Origin of the sequence: Sporolactobacillus shoreicorticis (assembly GCF_024125445.1) — a bacterium.
GTDB classification, from domain to species: domain Bacteria; phylum Bacillota; class Bacilli; order Bacillales; family Sporolactobacillaceae; genus Sporolactobacillus; species Sporolactobacillus shoreicorticis.
Genome location: NZ_JAMXWM010000012.1, coordinates 41,957 through 59,908 on the forward strand (window position 1 = coordinate 41,957; position 17,952 = coordinate 59,908).

The 17,952-nt window shown below is 43.9% G+C and carries 19 protein-coding genes; 3 read left to right on the forward strand and 16 right to left on the reverse strand.

The genetic code is table 11. The features are described from left to right. Positions 1-27: 27 nt before the first annotated feature. The 5 genes from hrcA to gpr form a co-directional block, all read right to left on the reverse strand. Positions 28-1,062, reverse strand: coding sequence for a heat-inducible transcriptional repressor HrcA (hrcA, locus tag NIE88_RS11255; RefSeq protein WP_253062183.1), 1,035 nt, complete (start codon positions 1,060-1,062; stop codon positions 28-30). 100 nt (positions 1,063-1,162) lie between these two features. Next, positions 1,163-2,305 (reverse strand): radical SAM family heme chaperone HemW, encoded by a 1,143-nt coding sequence (hemW, locus tag NIE88_RS11260; RefSeq protein ID WP_253062185.1) that lies wholly within the window; start codon positions 2,303-2,305, stop codon positions 1,163-1,165. Continuing rightward, complete coding sequence (gene lepA, locus NIE88_RS11265) at positions 2,298-4,121, reverse strand: translation elongation factor 4 (protein ID WP_253062187.1); 1,824 nt, start codon at positions 4,119-4,121, stop codon at positions 2,298-2,300. Before lepA ends, hemW begins: the two co-directional genes overlap by 8 nt. 171 nt (positions 4,122-4,292) lie before the next feature. Beyond that, a complete protein-coding gene (locus NIE88_RS11270; RefSeq protein ID WP_253062189.1) occupies positions 4,293-4,610 on the reverse strand; it encodes a hypothetical protein in 318 nt (105 codons plus the stop codon). 79 nt (positions 4,611-4,689) lie between these two features. After that, positions 4,690-5,766: a GPR endopeptidase gene (gpr, locus tag NIE88_RS11275; protein WP_253062191.1), complete on the reverse strand. Its 1,077-nt coding sequence runs from the start codon at positions 5,764-5,766 to the stop codon at positions 4,690-4,692. A 397-nt stretch (positions 5,767-6,163) separates the two neighbouring features. On the opposite strand from gpr, the gene rpsT reads away from it, so the two are divergent. Then, positions 6,164-6,430, forward strand: coding sequence for a 30S ribosomal protein S20 (gene rpsT / locus NIE88_RS11280; protein WP_253062193.1), 267 nt, complete (start codon positions 6,164-6,166; stop codon positions 6,428-6,430). Between the two features lie 118 nt (positions 6,431-6,548). On the opposite strand, the gene holA is transcribed toward rpsT, so the two are convergent. The 4 genes from holA to NIE88_RS11300 all read right to left on the reverse strand — a co-directional run bounded on the left by holA (position 6,549) and on the right by NIE88_RS11300 (position 11,586). Then, positions 6,549-7,577: a DNA polymerase III subunit delta gene (gene holA / locus NIE88_RS11285; protein ID WP_253062195.1), complete on the reverse strand. Its 1,029-nt coding sequence runs from the start codon at positions 7,575-7,577 to the stop codon at positions 6,549-6,551. A gap of 391 nt (positions 7,578-7,968) precedes the next feature. Beyond that, entirely contained in the window at positions 7,969-10,287 is a 2,319-nt protein-coding gene (locus tag NIE88_RS11290; RefSeq protein WP_253062197.1) for a DNA internalization-related competence protein ComEC/Rec2, read from the reverse strand. A gap of 67 nt (positions 10,288-10,354) precedes the next feature. After that, positions 10,355-10,822 carry a ComE operon protein 2 gene (locus tag NIE88_RS11295; RefSeq protein WP_253062199.1) on the reverse strand — a complete coding sequence of 156 codons (468 nt, stop codon included), beginning with the start codon at positions 10,820-10,822 and terminating at the stop codon, positions 10,355-10,357. An 83-nt stretch (positions 10,823-10,905) separates the two neighbouring features. After that, positions 10,906-11,586, reverse strand: coding sequence for a helix-hairpin-helix domain-containing protein (locus NIE88_RS11300; RefSeq protein ID WP_253062200.1), 681 nt, complete (start codon positions 11,584-11,586; stop codon positions 10,906-10,908). Positions 11,587-11,683: 97 nt separating this feature from the next. Here NIE88_RS11300 and comER point away from each other — a divergent pair, with 97 nt between their 5' ends. Beyond that, positions 11,684-12,514, forward strand: coding sequence for a late competence protein ComER (comER, locus tag NIE88_RS11305; RefSeq protein WP_253062304.1), 831 nt, complete (start codon positions 11,684-11,686; stop codon positions 12,512-12,514). Between the two features lie 320 nt (positions 12,515-12,834). Here the strand turns inward: comER and rsfS are convergent, their stop codons facing one another. The 7 genes from rsfS to NIE88_RS11340 are packed head-to-tail and all read right to left on the reverse strand — an operon-like array spanning position 12,835 to position 17,141. Next, positions 12,835-13,188: a ribosome silencing factor gene (gene rsfS / locus NIE88_RS11310; RefSeq protein ID WP_253062201.1), complete on the reverse strand. Its 354-nt coding sequence runs from the start codon at positions 13,186-13,188 to the stop codon at positions 12,835-12,837. A 4-nt stretch (positions 13,189-13,192) separates the two neighbouring features. Next, on the reverse strand, positions 13,193-13,771 hold the full coding sequence (gene yqeK / locus NIE88_RS11315; RefSeq protein ID WP_253062202.1) for a bis(5'-nucleosyl)-tetraphosphatase (symmetrical) YqeK: 579 nt from the start codon (positions 13,769-13,771) through the stop codon (positions 13,193-13,195). Continuing rightward, entirely contained in the window at positions 13,761-14,342 is a 582-nt protein-coding gene (locus NIE88_RS11320) for a nicotinate-nucleotide adenylyltransferase (RefSeq protein ID WP_253062203.1), read from the reverse strand. Before NIE88_RS11320 ends, yqeK begins: the two co-directional genes overlap by 11 nt. A 12-nt stretch (positions 14,343-14,354) precedes the next feature. Next, positions 14,355-14,651 carry a ribosome assembly RNA-binding protein YhbY gene (gene yhbY / locus NIE88_RS11325; protein ID WP_253062204.1) on the reverse strand — a complete coding sequence of 99 codons (297 nt, stop codon included), beginning with the start codon at positions 14,649-14,651 and terminating at the stop codon, positions 14,355-14,357. 27 nt (positions 14,652-14,678) lie between these two features. Continuing rightward, the gene (aroE, locus tag NIE88_RS11330; protein WP_253062205.1) at positions 14,679-15,515 is read right to left on the reverse strand and encodes a shikimate dehydrogenase; all 837 of its coding nucleotides are present in this window, start codon (positions 15,513-15,515) and stop codon (positions 14,679-14,681) included. Positions 15,516-15,521: 6 nt separating this feature from the next. Further along, complete coding sequence (gene yqeH, locus NIE88_RS11335) at positions 15,522-16,622, reverse strand: ribosome biogenesis GTPase YqeH (RefSeq protein ID WP_253062206.1); 1,101 nt, start codon at positions 16,620-16,622, stop codon at positions 15,522-15,524. Positions 16,623-16,625: 3 nt separating this feature from the next. After that, positions 16,626-17,141, reverse strand: coding sequence for a YqeG family HAD IIIA-type phosphatase (locus tag NIE88_RS11340; RefSeq protein WP_253062207.1), 516 nt, complete (start codon positions 17,139-17,141; stop codon positions 16,626-16,628). 559 nt (positions 17,142-17,700) lie between these two features. Between NIE88_RS11340 and NIE88_RS11345 the strand changes: the two genes are divergently transcribed. Next, positions 17,701-17,841, forward strand: coding sequence for a sporulation histidine kinase inhibitor Sda (locus NIE88_RS11345; RefSeq protein ID WP_253062208.1), 141 nt, complete (start codon positions 17,701-17,703; stop codon positions 17,839-17,841). The last annotated feature ends 111 nt before the right edge of the window (positions 17,842-17,952 follow it).

The window sequence follows — 17,952 nt, forward strand, 5'->3', positions numbered from 1 at the left end:
GGCTCACCTCCTGAAATAGTGAAAGAACTAACGATCATGCCGCTCTTGTTGATTAAGATTCTCGGTCAGCAATTTGGAAACCATGTCAATCAGTGTGACGACACGAGGATAGGCCATTCGCTTCGGACCGATGACGGCAACTGTGCCTAAATGTTCACCGCCGACTGAATAGGTGGTTGTAATCAAGCTGCAGTCTTCAATACCGTTCAGTTTATTCTCGCGTCCTATGCGAATATGCAGGCCATCAGACGGCATACTCATCAATTCGCGAATGATCTCTTTTCCTTCAAGCACGTCTAAAAGCGGTATGATCTTATCAACATCCTGAAATTCCGGCTGAGCAAGCATATTATTTTTACCGCTATAGAAAATCTGCTCCGGATCACTGATCGTAAGGCTGTCCTGCAACAAAGCCATGATGCGCTTGTAATCGCGGACATTTTCTCGCAGCACACCGGAAATTTCGGCATTCAAGCGGCTTTGAAGCTGGTAAAGCGGTACCATGTTCAGCTTGTCATTCAAAATATTGACGATTTTTTCAATATCATCCGCTTTGATTGATTTAGGAATTGAAACAACACGGTTTTCCACATGGCCGGTATCGGTTACGATAATCAGAACACCCTGACTCTGATTCAGCTTAACCATCTGAATGTGTTTCAACTTCATTTCCAAAAGTTCGGGGCCAAGCATAATCGCCGTGTAATTCGTGAATTCGGAAAGAATCTTAGCCGTCACACGAATCAGTTCCTCAGTCTCGGAAAGTCTCTCATGGTACGCATGACGAATATTTCCAAGCTCGTCATCGGAAAGCATGACCGGCGACAGCAAATGATCAACATAAAAACGATAGCCTTTTTCCGACGGCACTCTCCCTGAGGAGAGATGTGTTTTCTCAAGATAACCCATCTCTTCCAGATCTGCCAGTTCATTTCTGATCGTCGCCGGGCTGAATGTGACACCTTCCCGTTTTGCAATGGACCGTGAACCAACAGGCTCTGCAGAGACAACATAGTCATTAACCAATAATTGCAGCAAAAACAATTGACGATCAGTTAACATCTTATGGATCACCTCTGTTAGCACTCGTTCTCCCCGAGTGCTAATTCTACATTAAAATTTACCAACTTCATTCCTGTTTGTCAAATATTTTAGGACATTCTTAAGAAATTAAAAAGGCTTCAAAAACATTGTTTCCCAAAAAAACACCCTTTGGCGTCATTGCGAGCCGGCCGTCCCGCTCATGAATCAGACCCCGCGCTTTTAATTGTTCGAGTTGCTTGCCATAGACTTGCTCAATCGGACGTCCGAATTTTTCCTTGAAATGTTCCACGCTGACGCCTCTCATAAGCCGGAGTCCGAGAAACATCTCTTCCTCCATTTTCTCGGTAAATGTTACTTCATGCTCGGAGACCCTCGCATTCCCTTGTTTACAAACATGTTCAATATATTTTTTTACCGGCCCGGCATTGGCATAGCGAATTCCTTTCCAATATCCATGTGCACCGGCGCCGATCCCGTAATATTCTTCGTTGTGCCAGTACATTGAGTTATGAACACCTTCATAGCCCGGTTTGGCAAAATTGCTGATCTCATAATGATGAAGCCCATGCTTCTCAAGTTCTAAAATAATTTGGCCGTACATATCGGCTTCAAAATCTTCTCCGGGCAGTTTCAAGGTTCCGCTTTTCATTCGATTATAAAAAATAGTTTTCGGTTCAAGCTGGAGCGAATAAATCGATATATGCGGTATTCCCAGACTCAAAGCCCGTTCCAACGATTCATGCAGAACGGTTTCGGTCTGTCCCGGCAGCGCAAACATCAAATCAAGCGTAATATTGTTGAATCCATGTTCTTGCGCAAGCCGAACAGCATTGGCTGCATCATTGGCTCCATGCGCCCTGCCGATCTCCTTCAGCAGGCGATTGTCAAAGGTCTGGACACCGACACTGAGCCGGGTCACACCAAATCGTTTCATAATCTTCAGCTTGGCTTCATTTAAACTCTCCGGATTCGCTTCAACTGTGAATTCTTTAATCGACGGATTCATTAGATAGTGCTCGATGTCAATAAAAAGCCGTTCAAATTGTTGTTCATTAAGTGCGGTCGGTGTGCCACCCCCAACATAAATCGTTTCAGGCAGTCCGTCTGCTCCGTAACCTTTCATTTCCAAAGCAAGTGCATCCAAATAATCGTCAACCGGCTGATTCTTCATGAAGACTTTATTAAAATCGCAATAATAACAAATATGATCGCAAAAAGGAATATGAATGTACGCTCCGCGATGCGCGGTCTTATTAATCATCTTGACTCATCCGGAACACAGCCATAAACGCTTCCTGCGGGACTTCAACACTTCCGACTGCCTTCATTCGCTTCTTGCCCTCTTTTTGTTTTTCGAGCAATTTGCGTTTACGCGATACGTCACCGCCGTAGCATTTGGCAAGAACATTTTTACGGAGTGCTTTAATTGTCGATCGGGAAATGATCTTCTGACCAATCGCTGCTTGAATCGGCACTTCAAATTGCTGACGCGGAATTAATTCTTTTAATTTTTCAACAATCGCTTTACCACGGTCATAAGCAAATTCCTGATGCACAATAACGGAGAGTGCATCCACCTTTTCTCCATTAAGCAAAATATCCATTTTCAGCAAATCACTCACACGGTACCCGTCCATCTCATAATCGAGCGATGCATAGCCCTTCGTGCTTGATTTAAGAATATCAAAAAAATCGTACATGATTTCAGAAAGCGGCAGATCATAGATCACATTTGTTCGATTCGCATCAAGGTATTCCATCGTTTTGAATTCCCCGCGTTTCCTCTGGCAGAGCTCCATAATTGATCCTACATAATCATTCGGTGTCATGATTGTAGCTTTGACATAGGGCTCTTCAACCTCGGCAATAAATTTGCGTTCCGGCATTTCCGATGGATTGCCGACTCGGACACTTGATCCGTCGGTCAATTTGACGTTATAGATAACGCTTGGTGCGGTCGCGATCAGATCAATGTTAAATTCGCGTTCTAAACGTTCTTGAACAATATCCATATGAAGCAGGCCAAGAAATCCACAGCGGAAACCAAAGCCGAGTGCTTCTGATGTTTCTGGTTCGTACTGAAGTGCAGAGTCATTCAATTCAAGCCGGCCAAGTGCCTCCCTCAGATCATCATACCGGGCTGTGTCAATTGGATAAAGGCCGCAGTACACCATTGGATTCATCTTGCGATAGCCGGGCAGCGGCTTGTCCGCCGGGCGTTCTGCATGCGTCACGGTGTCACCGACTTGCGTATCATGGACAGACTTGATTGAAGCGGTAAGAAAGCCGACATCGCCAACCGATAATTCCTCGCGACTTTCAATTTTCGGCGTTGCAACACCAACCTCCAATACCTCAAACGTTTTTCCATTCGCCATCATTTTAATTTGATCGCCGACATGAACGGTTCCTTCGACGACACGGATATACACAACAACACCGCGATACGCATCATAGAGTGAATCAAAAATCAGCGCTTGAAGCGGCGCATTCGGATCACCTGACGGTGCAGGTATCTTTTCAATAATTTGTTCAAGAATTTCATTAGTGCCAATTCCGGTTTTTGCCGATGCCAAAACCGCATCGGATGCGTCGAGACCAATCACGTCTTCTATTTCCTGTTTCACTCGGTCGGGATCAGCATTAGGCAGATCAATTTTATTAATAATCGAGATAATCTCCAAATTATTTTCTAAAGCAAGATAGACATTCGCCAAAGTCTGCGCTTCAACCCCTTGTGCTGCATCGACAACAAGAAGTGCACCTTCACATGCAGCAAGACTTCGCGAAACTTCATAAGAAAAGTCGACATGCCCGGGGGTGTCGATTAAGTGAAAGATGTAGGTCTCGCCGCTCGGTGCTGTATAATTTAATTCAACTGCATTCAATTTGATCGTTATTCCGCGTTCACGTTCAAGGTCCATCGCATCAAGCATCTGCGCCTTCATTTCTCTTTGCGTCAGCGCCTGCGTCGCTTCCAATATCCGATCAGCTAATGTTGATTTTCCATGATCGATATGAGCAATGATTGAAAAATTACGGATTCGCGATTGACGCGTTCCTTGTTTCTCCGACATAGTTGTTCCTCCTGCTTCAAAAAACATCACTTAATCCCGATTATATCAATCAGCAGGACACGTTTCAATGAAGAACCTGAGAGCTTGGGTCAGCTGGCTACTCTGTACTCTGGTAAAATTAAAAAACCGATCAGTCCCCCCTCCCCCGACCGGTTTGGTATGCAGTTTGTATTATGAAACAAAAATTTGTATCAAACCATCCACAAATTCTGCAAGTGCACTGACCCCCCACAAGAAAAATCGCTGCACTTTATCGGACAATGAATATCCCTTTCGTTCGGAAATCTCGTTGACCGCTGCGCTTTTCGAAGAATTTGATGGATCATCCTGTTTATTTTTAGGTATCACAATTTGTTGTTCATGACTAGCCGTAGCCGTTGTTTCAACCGTCTGAGGCTGCTGCGCGTCCCGGACGGTTACCGCACCGTAAAGCCCACACACGAGAAGCACAAACAATATGACAAAACATTCAATGACAAAGCGTTTCATTTGTTCGCAGCTCCCTTCGAATTCAGGCTTGTCCTTTATTTCGTTGTTCATCATATGCAGGACAGCAGCAAATCATGTATTAATGCGTAAATTGTCCGACATTTTTTTGATTGATCTGATGGTGCAGTGCCGCGTTTAATCCTTCCGCAATCACATTGCCCATTTTTTCAATAAAAAAATCGACTTCCTTTGGCGTGACCATCATCTGCGTTCCGCTCGCGCCAAGTGCTTCGCGAATTAATTGCGCTTTTTCTTCTTCGCTCAGTGTGCCGACCATTCCGAGAAATGCGGCGCGATTCTCTTTGCTTGGCAGATTTATTTTTTTGTAGTCGATTTTTTCGCCAAAGTTCATCCAGGACGGCGCAAGCGATTTAGACGGTCCTGAATCGTTCATTTCCCGTGAGAGATGACGCAAAAGCAGATCAAGCGAATCGCTTGTAATCGTTACCGCATCGACAACAGTCGGCACACCGATAGCGATCACAGGAATTCCTAAAGTCTGCATGCTCAATTCTTTGCGATTGTTGCCCACTCCGGAACCAGGATGGATCCCGCTGTCAGCAACTTGGATGGTCGTGTTTACACGTTCCACCGCACGTGCTGCCAGCGCATCAACCGCAATAACAAAGTCAGGTTTTGTTTTCTCAATGATGCCAAGAATAATATCGCTCGTCTCGATGCCAGTCACACCCATTACGCCGGGCGTAAAAGCACTGACAGGGCGATAACCCGGCTGAACATTCTCCGGCTGAAGATCAAATAGATGCTTGGTGACAAGGACATTCTGCACAACACTTGGACCTAATGCATCAGGGGTCACCTTCCCGTTCCCCAAGCCAACAACAAGGCAGCTTGCATCATCCGCGATTGACAATTGCTTCAAAAATTGAGCAAAATATTTAGCAAACACGCGCTCCATCTTTCCCTCAATCTCCGTATCTGCCGAACGAAGCTCCCGCGCCTCAAAAGTCAAGTAAGCGCCAGGCTTTTTATTCATAGCTGTAGCGGCTTGCCGATCTATGGTCATTGATGTGATCCTTATTCCCGATTCTTTTTTTTCTTCACTGTGTACACCCTGTATTGTCGGCCTTTTCTCACTTTCTTCGATCGCCAGGTCGGTACGAACCGCATACTGTTTCAAATCCAGCTCACTCATAAATCCAGATCTCCTTTTATTATTCTGATGACTTCGTTACAATTTACTGACTCATTCGCAAAAAATCTGACCTTTTCACGCCTTTCAGCTTGTAAAAGGTCATCAGATCGATAAAAATTGAGCCAATAAATAGCATCGTCTGTCTGATAAAACGAACAGATTGAAAGGTCACAATAAGAGACAACGTATATCTTTTAAAAGGATGTTCATTTGCGCTTTTTTCATTCATTACATTGCAAAAGGCCTTGGCCTTTGATACAATACAGTTTGTCAGAATGAATCTCTGCTTATAGGAATAGAGGCTTTACCAGCCTATCGTTTATTTTATATAGGAACGTGTTTATTTCAGCGGAGTTAGTATGATGACCGGGAATTCATGATTTGGAGGTGAATCGAAATGCCAAACATTAAATCAGCAATTAAACGTGTAAAAAAGAGCGAAGCGAACCGTCAGCATAACGTGCAATACAAATCCGCAATGCGCACGGCGATTAAATCATTCAACACAAAGGTTGAAGAAAAAGATGTTGAAGGCGCAAAAGCCGCTTTTGTTGCTGCAACAAAGAAGGTCGACAAAGCAGCGACTAAGGGCTTGATCCATAAAAATAAAGCTGCTCACGAAAAATCAAGACTGTCCAAGAAATTGAACGGTTTAGATGCCTGATCATTAGAAATCTTGTTTGTTTAACAAGTCCGGCAGAAGAATTGGTGCAGGTGCACCAATTCTTCTGCCTCTTTATTTGTGTAAAACGGCCCGCTTTTTTACGGCGGGCCGTTTTTTATTACGCTGCCTTCGAAGAAATCGCAATAATGAGCAGCTCAAGCGCCAATACTTTGTCTGCTTGTCCTGTCTTGATCTTAAAATCCGTTTCCGAACATTTCTCAAGCGCTTGTTCCAACATTTGGGCATCAAAAAGCCGTGTCTGTTCCAGCGCTAGTTTAACCGCATAAGGATGGACACCGATTTTCCCTGCGATATTATTTTGGGTATATCCCGCTTTCTGATAATATCCCGCCTGATAGACAATGCGAAACTGCCGTTCCAGTAAAGCAAGCAGCTTTAGGGGTTCCTCTTTCATTCGGACCAATTCATGAAGCAACTGCAGCGCCTCGGTTGTCTTTCGATGCATAACTTGGTTTACAAGCAAAAACACATTGGTTTCAAGCGACTTCGAACCAATCTCCTCGACCACCTGGGCATCGATCGGTCGATCTGCGCCGCAATAAAGTGCACACTTACCGACTTCATTAGCAAGCTGGCCAAGATGCGGACCAATTGCGGCCGTCAACTGCTCATGTCCTTCCTTCGTGTACCTTGCACCGTGCTGAACCGCAACGTTTTCAAGAATTGCGAAGAGGGTCGTATCCGTCAAATGAGACAATTCATAAACGATTGCCGTTTTTTCAAGTTTCTTGACAATTTTTTTGCGTCGATCCAGTTTCTCATATGAGGCGACAATCATCAGTATTGTACTTTCAGCAGGATGCTCCATATACTGTTCCAAACGGTCAATCTTTTGCTCTATCTTCGTTTTTGTTCGTTCACCGGTTAGGAAGTAGGCATTATCCATAATAACAACTTTCTTTTCGCCGAAAAACGGAATCGTTTCCGCGTCTTCAACCGCATGTTCGAGTGGGACTTCAGTCATATCATATCTCGAATAATTGAAATCACGTTCCTCGTCGTTCAATGCCTCTTTTGTTATATTTTTCTTCATCAATTGAATTAGAAAATCCTGTGTTCCGAACAACAGATATATAGGCGCGAGCGGCTTGCTGATCGATAAATTTGCTGATTTTGGTGCTGCCATCTATGTATTCATCCTTTGTCTAAGCCTAATTCTGATTGTGATACGCGACCACAATCACTCATCTTTACTTTACCGTTCAGCTGCACACTTGACAAGGCTCTTCTTTACACATTTTGCAGGTGCATCTGATTTTCAAAATGGACTGGATTGGTTCTGCACCAATTATCTGTCAATTGCTCAAACCGGCCGAACCACCCTAGCTTTTCCATGGAAGGCAAAGAGAAAGCGGCTTACAGCCGCTTTCTAAATATATATGAACGCCGACAAACGAAACCTAGGATAACGCTTGTCAGGCGATATACATTACTCTCTCTAGGATATCCTATGAGCAAAAAAAGTATGGGTGACAACTGACGAATTTTTAATTATAAATGGTGGTAATTTGGGCAGATTATGGCGAACTGGCATGCTCCCAATTGATGATCTGCTGTTGATCAAACCAAAACCGGATCGCACGTAATTGATCCGTACGCAATATTCGGACTTTATGTTCAGTCAGCTTCTCAATCACCTCTTGATGTGGATGTCCATAGCGATTTCCCCTTCCACTTGAAATAATCCCGATGGCCGGATTAAGACGCGTGAGCCATTCCTCAGAGGTCGATGTCCGGCTTCCATGATGCCCGAGCTTAAGCACATCCGTATCAAGGCGAGAATAACGCTCAAGAAGCCCTTTTTCACCGCTTTGACTCAGGTCACCGGTAAACATCCACTTCTTGCCACCTAGCGTTACATAAAGAACAATCGAGTTATCATTGCTCTCCTCTGATCGTCTGCTTGGTGAAAGTGCATGAAACGCAATTTCGCCTATTTTCATGATCATACCGGAATGAAGCTCATTAATTGTTGTCCCGTCACGTATCATTAATTCAAAAAGGGCACGATCCTTGGCACTCGGATCGTGATAGGGACTAATGAGCAATTGATGAACCACTATTTTTCCAGCGATCCCTTTCAATCCTTCGACATGATCGGCATCACGATGTGTCAATACAAGCGCATCAAGATGCGTTGCCCGCAAAGCAAGCAGCTCACGAAGCACGACATCTCGCCCAACTTCGAACGGCCGATTACGTTCGCGCCACTTTTCTTGTCCAAATTCAATCGTTCCACCGGTATCAATCAACATGTTACCCGCGTTATGGGGCAACCGAATCAAAATGCTGTCCCCTTGTCCGACATCAAGAAAAGTCACCGATCCGCGAGTATCCAGCTGGTCGGTTGTCCATATAACTCCAAAGATAAGAAAAAATGGCGCGAGCAGCGCAAAAATAAACTTGAGTGAATGGAAACACTCCCAGATAATGAGAGATGTGAAAATTAAGACGACAGACAGTCCGATCTGCCAGCCGGATAAAGCGCCATAGGTCAGTTGCATGGGCATCCAGCGTGAAAGATAGAGAAGAAATTGGTGCGGAGCAAAGAGAAGGGTATCTACAGTGTATGAAAAAAAAACAGAACAGCCGGTGAAGAATAAAGCGAAGAAATAAGCAACGAAACAAAGCGGTAAAATAACAAAGGTGATGAATGGAACGAAAAAGACGCTGAGCAAAATGCCCACTAAGGAAAGTTGATAGAAATTCGGAACGATAATCGGAAAAGTCACGAGTTCACATATCAATGAAAGAATAATCATGCGCAGCAACGGTGATTGATACGAATGAAGCACCGTCGGACCGGCAATCAATACCACAAAGGTAACCGTAAAAGAAAGCTGAAAGCCCAAATCATACACAACCCTCGGATCATAGAAAACCATCAGCAGACAAGCAAGAGCGATCAGATCGGAAACGGTCAGCCTGCGCTTCTTCATCAATGTAAAAATCAGTACACAGCCGGCCGTTATTCCGGAGCGCACGATTGACGGCTCAGCACCGGTAATCACGACGTATACAGGAAGCAGAACAAGCAATAACAACGATGCATATTCACGCACCATGCCTGCGCGCCTGAGCAAATAGAATAAAACACCGAACACCACAGCAACATGCATACCAGAAACAACGAGCAGATGAACAAGTCCAAATATTCGGTAAGCGTTCGCCAACTCGGGATCCATCTGATCATCACTTCCCAGCAGTAAGGCGTTCATCATCTCCGCAGCCGTTGACGTAAAATGCGTGGAAATAAATGTGATCTGATTTTGGCGAACGCGCCGAAGCCAGTCAAGAAGCGACAAGTCGGCATCACTATAGTTTGGGATCTGTGCAGCCTTCATCCGCCAATAAATATGATGCCTCTCAAGGTATAAGCGCTGATTAAAGGCGTGAAAATTACTAGGCGGTTCAGGCCGTTCAAGTTTCCCTTTCACTCGGCACCTCATTCCGATTTTCAGTTCACGCAGCAACAAACGTTTCTGCTGCTCAGTCTGAAGCTTTACATCGATCATAATCGACTCGCCTTGATCCGTCTTTAATTTGAAGTGTAAACGATCACCGTCAAATATCGGAAGGTCAGTGATCCTGCCTTGCACAACCTGTTGGCGGTCCGACAAGACGGTATCATTCTTTTGAAAAAAGACAAGATCAATTTTTATAATCAAAAGAATGAGTAGAAGCGTACCGAAAAATTGATACTTTCGCAAAATGATCAGATAAATTCCATACACAGCAAAAAGAGCAGCCGGAATGATCGGATTCGTACTGAGGCATGTCCATGCCGCCAGGCAGCCCGACATCGCAAACAAATGCCATTTACCGGAAAACGGCATCTCGATCCAACTTTTCAAAAATTACTAAGAGCATTTCAACAATGACCATAAACAGGTCCCCCGATCATCAGATTTCCTCTTTCTTTGCCACCTTCAGTTCAATAAAATTATCAAAAGGCACCTTCTTAACTGTTACATGAGCCGCTTCAAACAATTCCTTCGCGTAAGGATGATTTTTGTAATCCTTAGCAAAATAAACACTTTTTATTCCCGCCTGAATAATTGCTTTGCAGCACTGAACACATGGATAATGTGTCACATAAATTTCCGCACCTTCTGTCCGTTCACCGAATTTCGCGCATTGCAAAATCGCGTTCATTTCTGCATGAATGGTACGCGCACAATGTCCGTCGATCATGTAGCATCCTTCATCTGTACAATGCGCACCGCCAGCGATCGAGCCGTTGTACCCGCCGGCAATAATTCTTTTATCACGTACAATGGTCGCTCCGACAATCAGCCTTGTGCATGTACTCCGTGATGCAAGCAAATGGCTTTGCGCCATAAAATATTGATCCCAAGATAGTCTCTCCATGCTTTAACTCCTCCTGAATGAATAACCTGTCCTTATTGTACCAGAATCTGCCTCTTCTCCGCCGATCCATTTGTCACATTCATTTATTGAAGCGATATATTCGGTTTCATTTTTTCAAGCGATTTATCACCAATCCCTGATACATTGGTCAGTTCATCTATGCTCTTAAAAGGACCGTGTTCGTCACGATATTGGATAATCGCCTTTGCCTTTGCAGGACCGACTCCCGGAAGATTTTGCATCGCCTGTTCATCCGCCGTATTCACATGGACCATTTCCCCGCTTTCTTGACTGCCTGCCGCATTTACGGACGATTCTGCCAAGACATTCTGCTCCGTTTCCCCATGCTTTGGTACATAAATAACCATCGCATCAACAAGCTTCTGAGCCAGATTAATTTTGTCACGGTCCGCCTGCCTGCTGAATCCACCTGCCTGTTCAATTGCGTCGACCACACGATCCGTCGGTTGAACATGGTAAATACCCGGTTTACGCACTGCCCCCTTTACATCAATAATAAGTTCTTCAATCCGTTGCGGCTCTTGTTTGGTTTGTTTGGTTTGTTTGGTTTGTTTGGTTTGTTTGGTTTGTTCGGCATTCTGACTCTTAGAATCTGCCGACCCAGATAATAACTGTTCACTTTTCTCGAGCTGTGTTTCATTCCTGATTTTTGTCTGATGCTGATAAAGCAGCCAGAGGAGAACTAAAACCGCAACGGCTAAGATGATCAGCCATACTTTCTTTTTCATCCAACGTTTATTCAAGCCAATTCTTCCCTTCATAGTTGGTGGCAGTCATATTCCGTTTGCCTGATACATAGGTTCAATAAGGATACACTGAAGAGATATTGAGGTGGAAAACATGAGGATCGGTGTGATTGGAACAGGAAATATGGGCGCGCTGCTTGTCGACGCGCTGGTGAAAAGCAAGGCGGCGAAACCGAAAGATATTACCGTAATGAATCGGACAAAACAGAAAGCCCTAGATCTGGCAGAAAGGCACCATCGATTGTCGGTCAGTGAATCACCAATTAAAGTTCTCCAGAATGCAGATATTGTTTTCCTGTGCGTGAAACCCGGTCAGTTTTATTCCTTACTGGAGTCACTGTGTGGATCTTGGCATCCGGGTCAGATCGCCGTTTCGATCACAAGCCCGATTTCCGTGAATCAGCTTGAACAGATAATTCCCTGCCAAGTTGCACGCGTGATTCCCAGCATCGTCAATCAAAGCCTTTCGGGCAGTTCGCTCGTTACATTCGGATCAAGCATGGCCGATCTTTCGAAAAACAAACTGTGGGCTGTTCTCTCTCAATTTTCTCATCCGATTGAAATTGACGAAGAAAATATACGAGTAGCCTCCGATCTTTCAAGCTGCGGGCCTGCATTTCTTTCTTTTTTACTGCAGAAAATGATCGACGGAGCCACAAGCGCAACATCGCTCTCCAGAAAGCAGGCCACACAATTAACGACAGAGATGATCGAAGGGCTGGGCAAACTTTTTGCGGAAGGCATCTACACACTTGAGGAACTACAAAAGAAAGTAACGGTAAAAGGCGGGGTGACAGGTGTTGGATTAACTGTTTTGGAACAAGGATATCAGGATGTTTTTGAAAAACTGTTCACAGAAACTCAGAAGAAATTTGTTGAAGACAAAGAAGCAATAAATAAAACATTCGGAGGAGAGAAGAACTAAATGGAGACCAATAATAATTATTTCTCCACAGCGATCACAAATCCTTCTTTATAAATAAATTAATTTTAAATCGGCACGATCTTCACCTTGAGTAACCTTGCGGATTAGTGAAAACAAAAAAAGATCCGAACCACCATTCAGCAATGAATGGCCGATTTGGATCTTTTCATAGTTACATACCTCTTCTATGGAAACCACCACATCCGGAGACCGCAAAAAAGCTGAATTTTTTTCAACATAATCAATAAAAGGCATATCTCATTTTTAAAATCCTATGTAAAAGAAAATGTGGAGACAGAAGCATCCCCACATTGATGTACTTACAAAGGCTTTTTTTCTAATGTATATAACGGGGCATCTCCCCATAATTTTTCCAATTGATAATAGTCACGTTCATCTCTATGGAAGACATGGGCAATGACATCACCAAGATCAATCAATACCCATCGTGCCTGATCATAACCCTCCATTCGATGAACCGTTATGCCATTTTCTAATGCAGCTTTTCGAAGCGCCATTGAAATGGCTTGTACTTGTTTGTCAGAATCACCATGGCAGATAATAAAATAATCAGCCATAATTGAAATTCCCTGCATCTTTAGAATGACAAGATCCTGAGCCTTTTTGTCATCCGCTATTTCCGCAAGATATTTAACCCATTCTTCACTATTCATTCAGTCACCTCATTGAATTTATTTGCTTCTGTACAAGATCATTATATGCTTCGAAGGTCTTCGGATAGACACTTTGCTGTTTGCTCAAGAGATGTGTAATGGTCTTCTGTAATTCCAGCAGAACAGCATGATCCAAATCTCGTTTCGCTGCTTCCCTGACTTCTTCGACTCCCGGAAAATCGCGATTTGGTTCAATGTAATCGGCAAGAAAAATGATCTTCTCAAGTAGCGACATATGCTTGCGCCCCGTCGTATGATAAATGATTGCGTTTAAAAGATCCGCATCATTAAGCCCATATTTTTCCTGAACATAAATCGCGCCTGCCGGAGCATGCCACAATTTGTCCGAATACTGGAGGCAATCGCTCCACGTTCCTGGTTTGCGCAAAATCATTGCCTTCAATTCAGCATCTGAGAAATATTTGACAATGTCATGCAACATTCCGGCTAAACGTGCTTTTTCCTCATCTCCGCCGTATTTTTTCGCAAGTTCACCTGCTGTCTGAGAAACACCAACCGAGTGTACAAAGCGCTTTTCGGGAAGAACCGCTTTAATCGTTTCTTTTGCCTCATCAATGTTCATAAAGCCTTCGCTCCTTTATGTAGTTTATGACCTCATCCCTGATAAAGTAGCGGCATGACCGCCCGATCTTTAATCGTTCGCGTAAGAAACTTGAGGATAAGTCCACTTTCGGCATATCAATGTAGCGCACATCGGCGAAGTCAGGATGCTTTTCCAGATAGCCCGGCCGCTTAAATGCAATAAAAGAAGTCAATGTACACAGCTCATTCACTTGATGCCATGTTGGAAGATCATCCACCATATCCGCACCGAGAATGAAGTAAAAATGGTCATCTGGATAGCTTTTTTTCAGACTGCGAAGCGTATCCACAGTATAAGACTTTCCCTTGCGCTCAAGTTCGGCATGACAAACAGCAAATCTGTTATTGTCCTTGATTGACAGCCGCACCATTGCCGCCCGCTGCTCAGCATTTGCACACGCCTTTTTCCCCTGAACATGTGGCGGCTGATAGCTGGGCAAAAACCACACCTGATCCAGTTCGCATACCTCAAGCGCTTCTTCGGCAATCAATAAATGCATTAAATGCGGCGGATCGAATGTGCCGCCGAATAAACCGATTTTTTTATTCATTAGTTCAGCATCCTACTTATTTGGAATATCGATCCGCTTATGCTCTTTGGACTGCCGATAAAGAACCGCCGTATGGCCAATTACCTGAACAAGCTCTGAATTGGTACGCTTGCTTATTTCGCTGCCGGCTTCAGTAGGATCTTCAAATGTATTTTGTAAAAATTGTACTTTAATCAATTCACGCTTCTCAAGTACATGATCAATTTCATCAATGAATTGATCATGTACACCAGTTTTCCCGACTTGAAAAATCGGTTTGAGCGGATGAGCTATTTTTTTTAAAAATTTTCGTTGATTATTACTCAGCATACTTTTTTTAATTCCCCCATTAGTTACTCAGTCCAAATACATATGGATCAGATGTTCTTCCATTTTTCTCGTATCAGGAACGAAGCCGTTCCATTTCGCAAAGGCAAGGGCACCTTGATAAACCAGCATCGGCAGGCCGTTCATCACAAAATAACCGCGCTGCTCTGCCTCTTTGAGAAATACTGTCCTTCTCGGCTGATAGATGAGATCTGCAAAAAGCGTGTCGGTTCGTGCTCCATATAAGTGAATGAATGCAGATTTCTCCTGTATATCGAAACCAATCGGTGTCGTATTGATCACCATTTTATAACGATCCAATTGCACCTCAGCCTGCCTAAAGGTCAACGGTTCGGATTGCGCATACATACGGCACGCCGTGCTCAGCTTAACTGCCTTTTCAAATGTTCGATTAGCAATATCGACACGGGTACCGATTACCCGTGCCAGCGTCAAGGCGACAGATCGGGCAGCTCCTCCCGCACCAATTATAAGAATAGACGGATACTTCCCGGTCAACTCAGGAAAATGCTGTTTCAACCCTTCGAGAAATCCGGCTCCATCTGTATTATACCCGATTAGCCGGCCATTGGAGCAAACAACGGTGTTCACCGCTCCGATTTCCTGAGCAGTCTCGTCCACAGAGTCAAGTAGAGGCAGAATTTCCGTTTTTAACGGGTACGTCACATTGAATCCCTTAATACCCGATTCTTTTAATCGAGAAACTGCATGGTTTAAGTGTTGCCTGTCAACCAAATACGTCCGATATTGTGCGGAAATGCCATACTGCTTGAACCAGTAATTATGCATCGCCGGTGAGAGGCTGTGCGCAACTGGTGCACCAATCAGGCCGTACAAATCATCCATGTTCACTTACCCCTTTATGATCGACGCACGCAAGGAAACGCCAATCCCTTTCGGCGCGTAGGCAGAAACTCTGGCGCCTTTGCCCTTAATCGTAATCCAACCTAGTCCGGAAAAAACAACATCTGAGTCAAAGTCGTCAGTACGGAAATCATAGCGCGTCATGGACGGAAGTTCCGTTCCCTCACCAGGCGGAGCCAGCAAACGCCCAAACTGTCTTTCATATAGATCATCTGCCTGCTCCGTCTTTGTGCGATGAATCGGCAATGAACCGGCGCAATAAACAATCAGTGATCTTCTGCCCGGACCGATGTAATCAATACGCGCGATGCCGCCAAGGAAAAGGGTCTGTTTTTCATTGAGCTGGTAAACTTTAGGTTTCACTTCTTTTAACGGCATCACAATCTTATAATCACGCGCATCCACAAAATGCGCGACTTGGTGATCATTGACAACACCTGGTGTATCATAGAGACTGCGGCCATCATCCAGCGGAATCTCTATGAAGTCCAAGGTCGTTCCCGGGAATCTTGATGTCGTAATCGCCGAATCTCCGGAACCAAGATTTGAGATTAAATGGTTAATAAAAGTCGATTTGCCTACATTTGTCACACCGACAACATAAACGTCGCGTCCCTTGCGATAATAATCAATGTTTGAGGCAATTTCGTCCAATCCATGATTTTTTCCGGCACTCATTAAAAGTACATCCACCGGCTTTAATCCTTGCTCATGTGCGGAACGCCGCATCCAGTTGGTCAGTTTATTCGGATTCGTCGACTTTGGAAACAAATCATGCTTGTTTCCGACAAGAAGTATCGGATTATGGCCGACAAAGCGCTGCAGACCGCTCACCCAGCTTCCGGCAATATCGAAAAGATCTACCAAATAAACGACAAGCGCATCTTCCTGCGCAATCCGGGAAAGCATGTTCAAAAAGTCGTCTCCGTTTAAAGAAACATCTTGAATTTCATTATAATGGGTTAAACGAAAGCAGCGCTGACAGACAATCGGTTCATGCTGAAGGGCGCTACTCGGCGCATAGCCGAGTTTATCAGGATCTGTTGTTTGAATCTTCACACCACAGCCCGCACAATAAAGTTCACTCATATCTTATTCCTCCCATTTGAGCCAGCCCTTGCGCCTCATCAACGATAAAATAAATCGTTCCAAATGACGATTCATTTTGGTTGCCCAACCATCAGTAGAAGCAATAGGCGTTACTAAAATTGTGTGCGCGCCTACCTGATTACCGCCCAAGACATCAGTCATCAACTGATCTCCGACAACAACCATCTCATCTCCAGTCACTTTCATGATCCGCATCGCACGTCTAAATGCAAATGGGAGCGGCTTTCGCGCCCTGTAAATATACGAAACACCGGCAGAATCTGAGAACAACTTGACCCGTTTTTCACTATTGTTTGACAGAATCATGACTGAAATTCCCACTTTTTTCAGTGAGGAAAACCAGTGCACCAGCTGCGGTGTTGTACCTTTTTCATTCCAAGCAATAAGTGTATTGTCCAAATCGGTAACGAGCGCTTTAACTCCTCTTTGTCTCAATTTATCTGGCTTGATATCTAAAATTGATTCTACATGTTCATCAGGCAAAAATTTTCTCAACACTGAATTAGCCACCTCATATTCTGATCTCATTTTCCCACATGTTGACGATTTTACCAAGTCCTAAATCATAATTGTTCCCCGTACAAGCAACTTCTTCATGAGTTTTTAAAGCATCGCCCACTAATTGGAATGTTTTGCTAAAAAAAAGACCATTTTATGACTAACATCGGCAAATTAGATCCTAAATATTTCGACAAAAGCTGACAGGATTATTTTTGTGGATAATTTTGTCCACATTATTCACCGACTAATGTCTACATTTTCATCATGTTACCCACATGAAACACACAGCTTATCCACTATTATTGTGGATAAAAATCGAATTGTTACAGAACAAAGAACATGATAGAGTGTACTTATGAATTTTACTTGATTCCCAATTTTCGTCACTGAGTCAACTGGTAACGGTTGACAATTGAAATTCATTGACACTCGATTTTTTTGATAACTGCCGATTAATAACCAAAAACATAGCCCTTGATTTATCAATGAATCGAGACAAATCCTATGAGTCTGATGATCGAACGGAAAGGAGCTGAGAAACCGGTAACGGCTGACAATGGACAAACTTTCTGACGCTTTACTCATTGAATCTTATACAAAGGCAAAGGAATACAAGTTAAGTGAGGATTTTATTCAATTGATTGAGGCCGAAATTGATCGGCGCAGCCTGCGCAAGCAAATGAAGAAGACAAGCTGAGCTCATGAAAATTTAAAGCAATAATCAACATGGTCTCTAAATAAAGCTTTGGTTTTATAAAACCATTGAAAATTTCCTCCAGTACTTTTCCAATCGGACAGACACAGGACA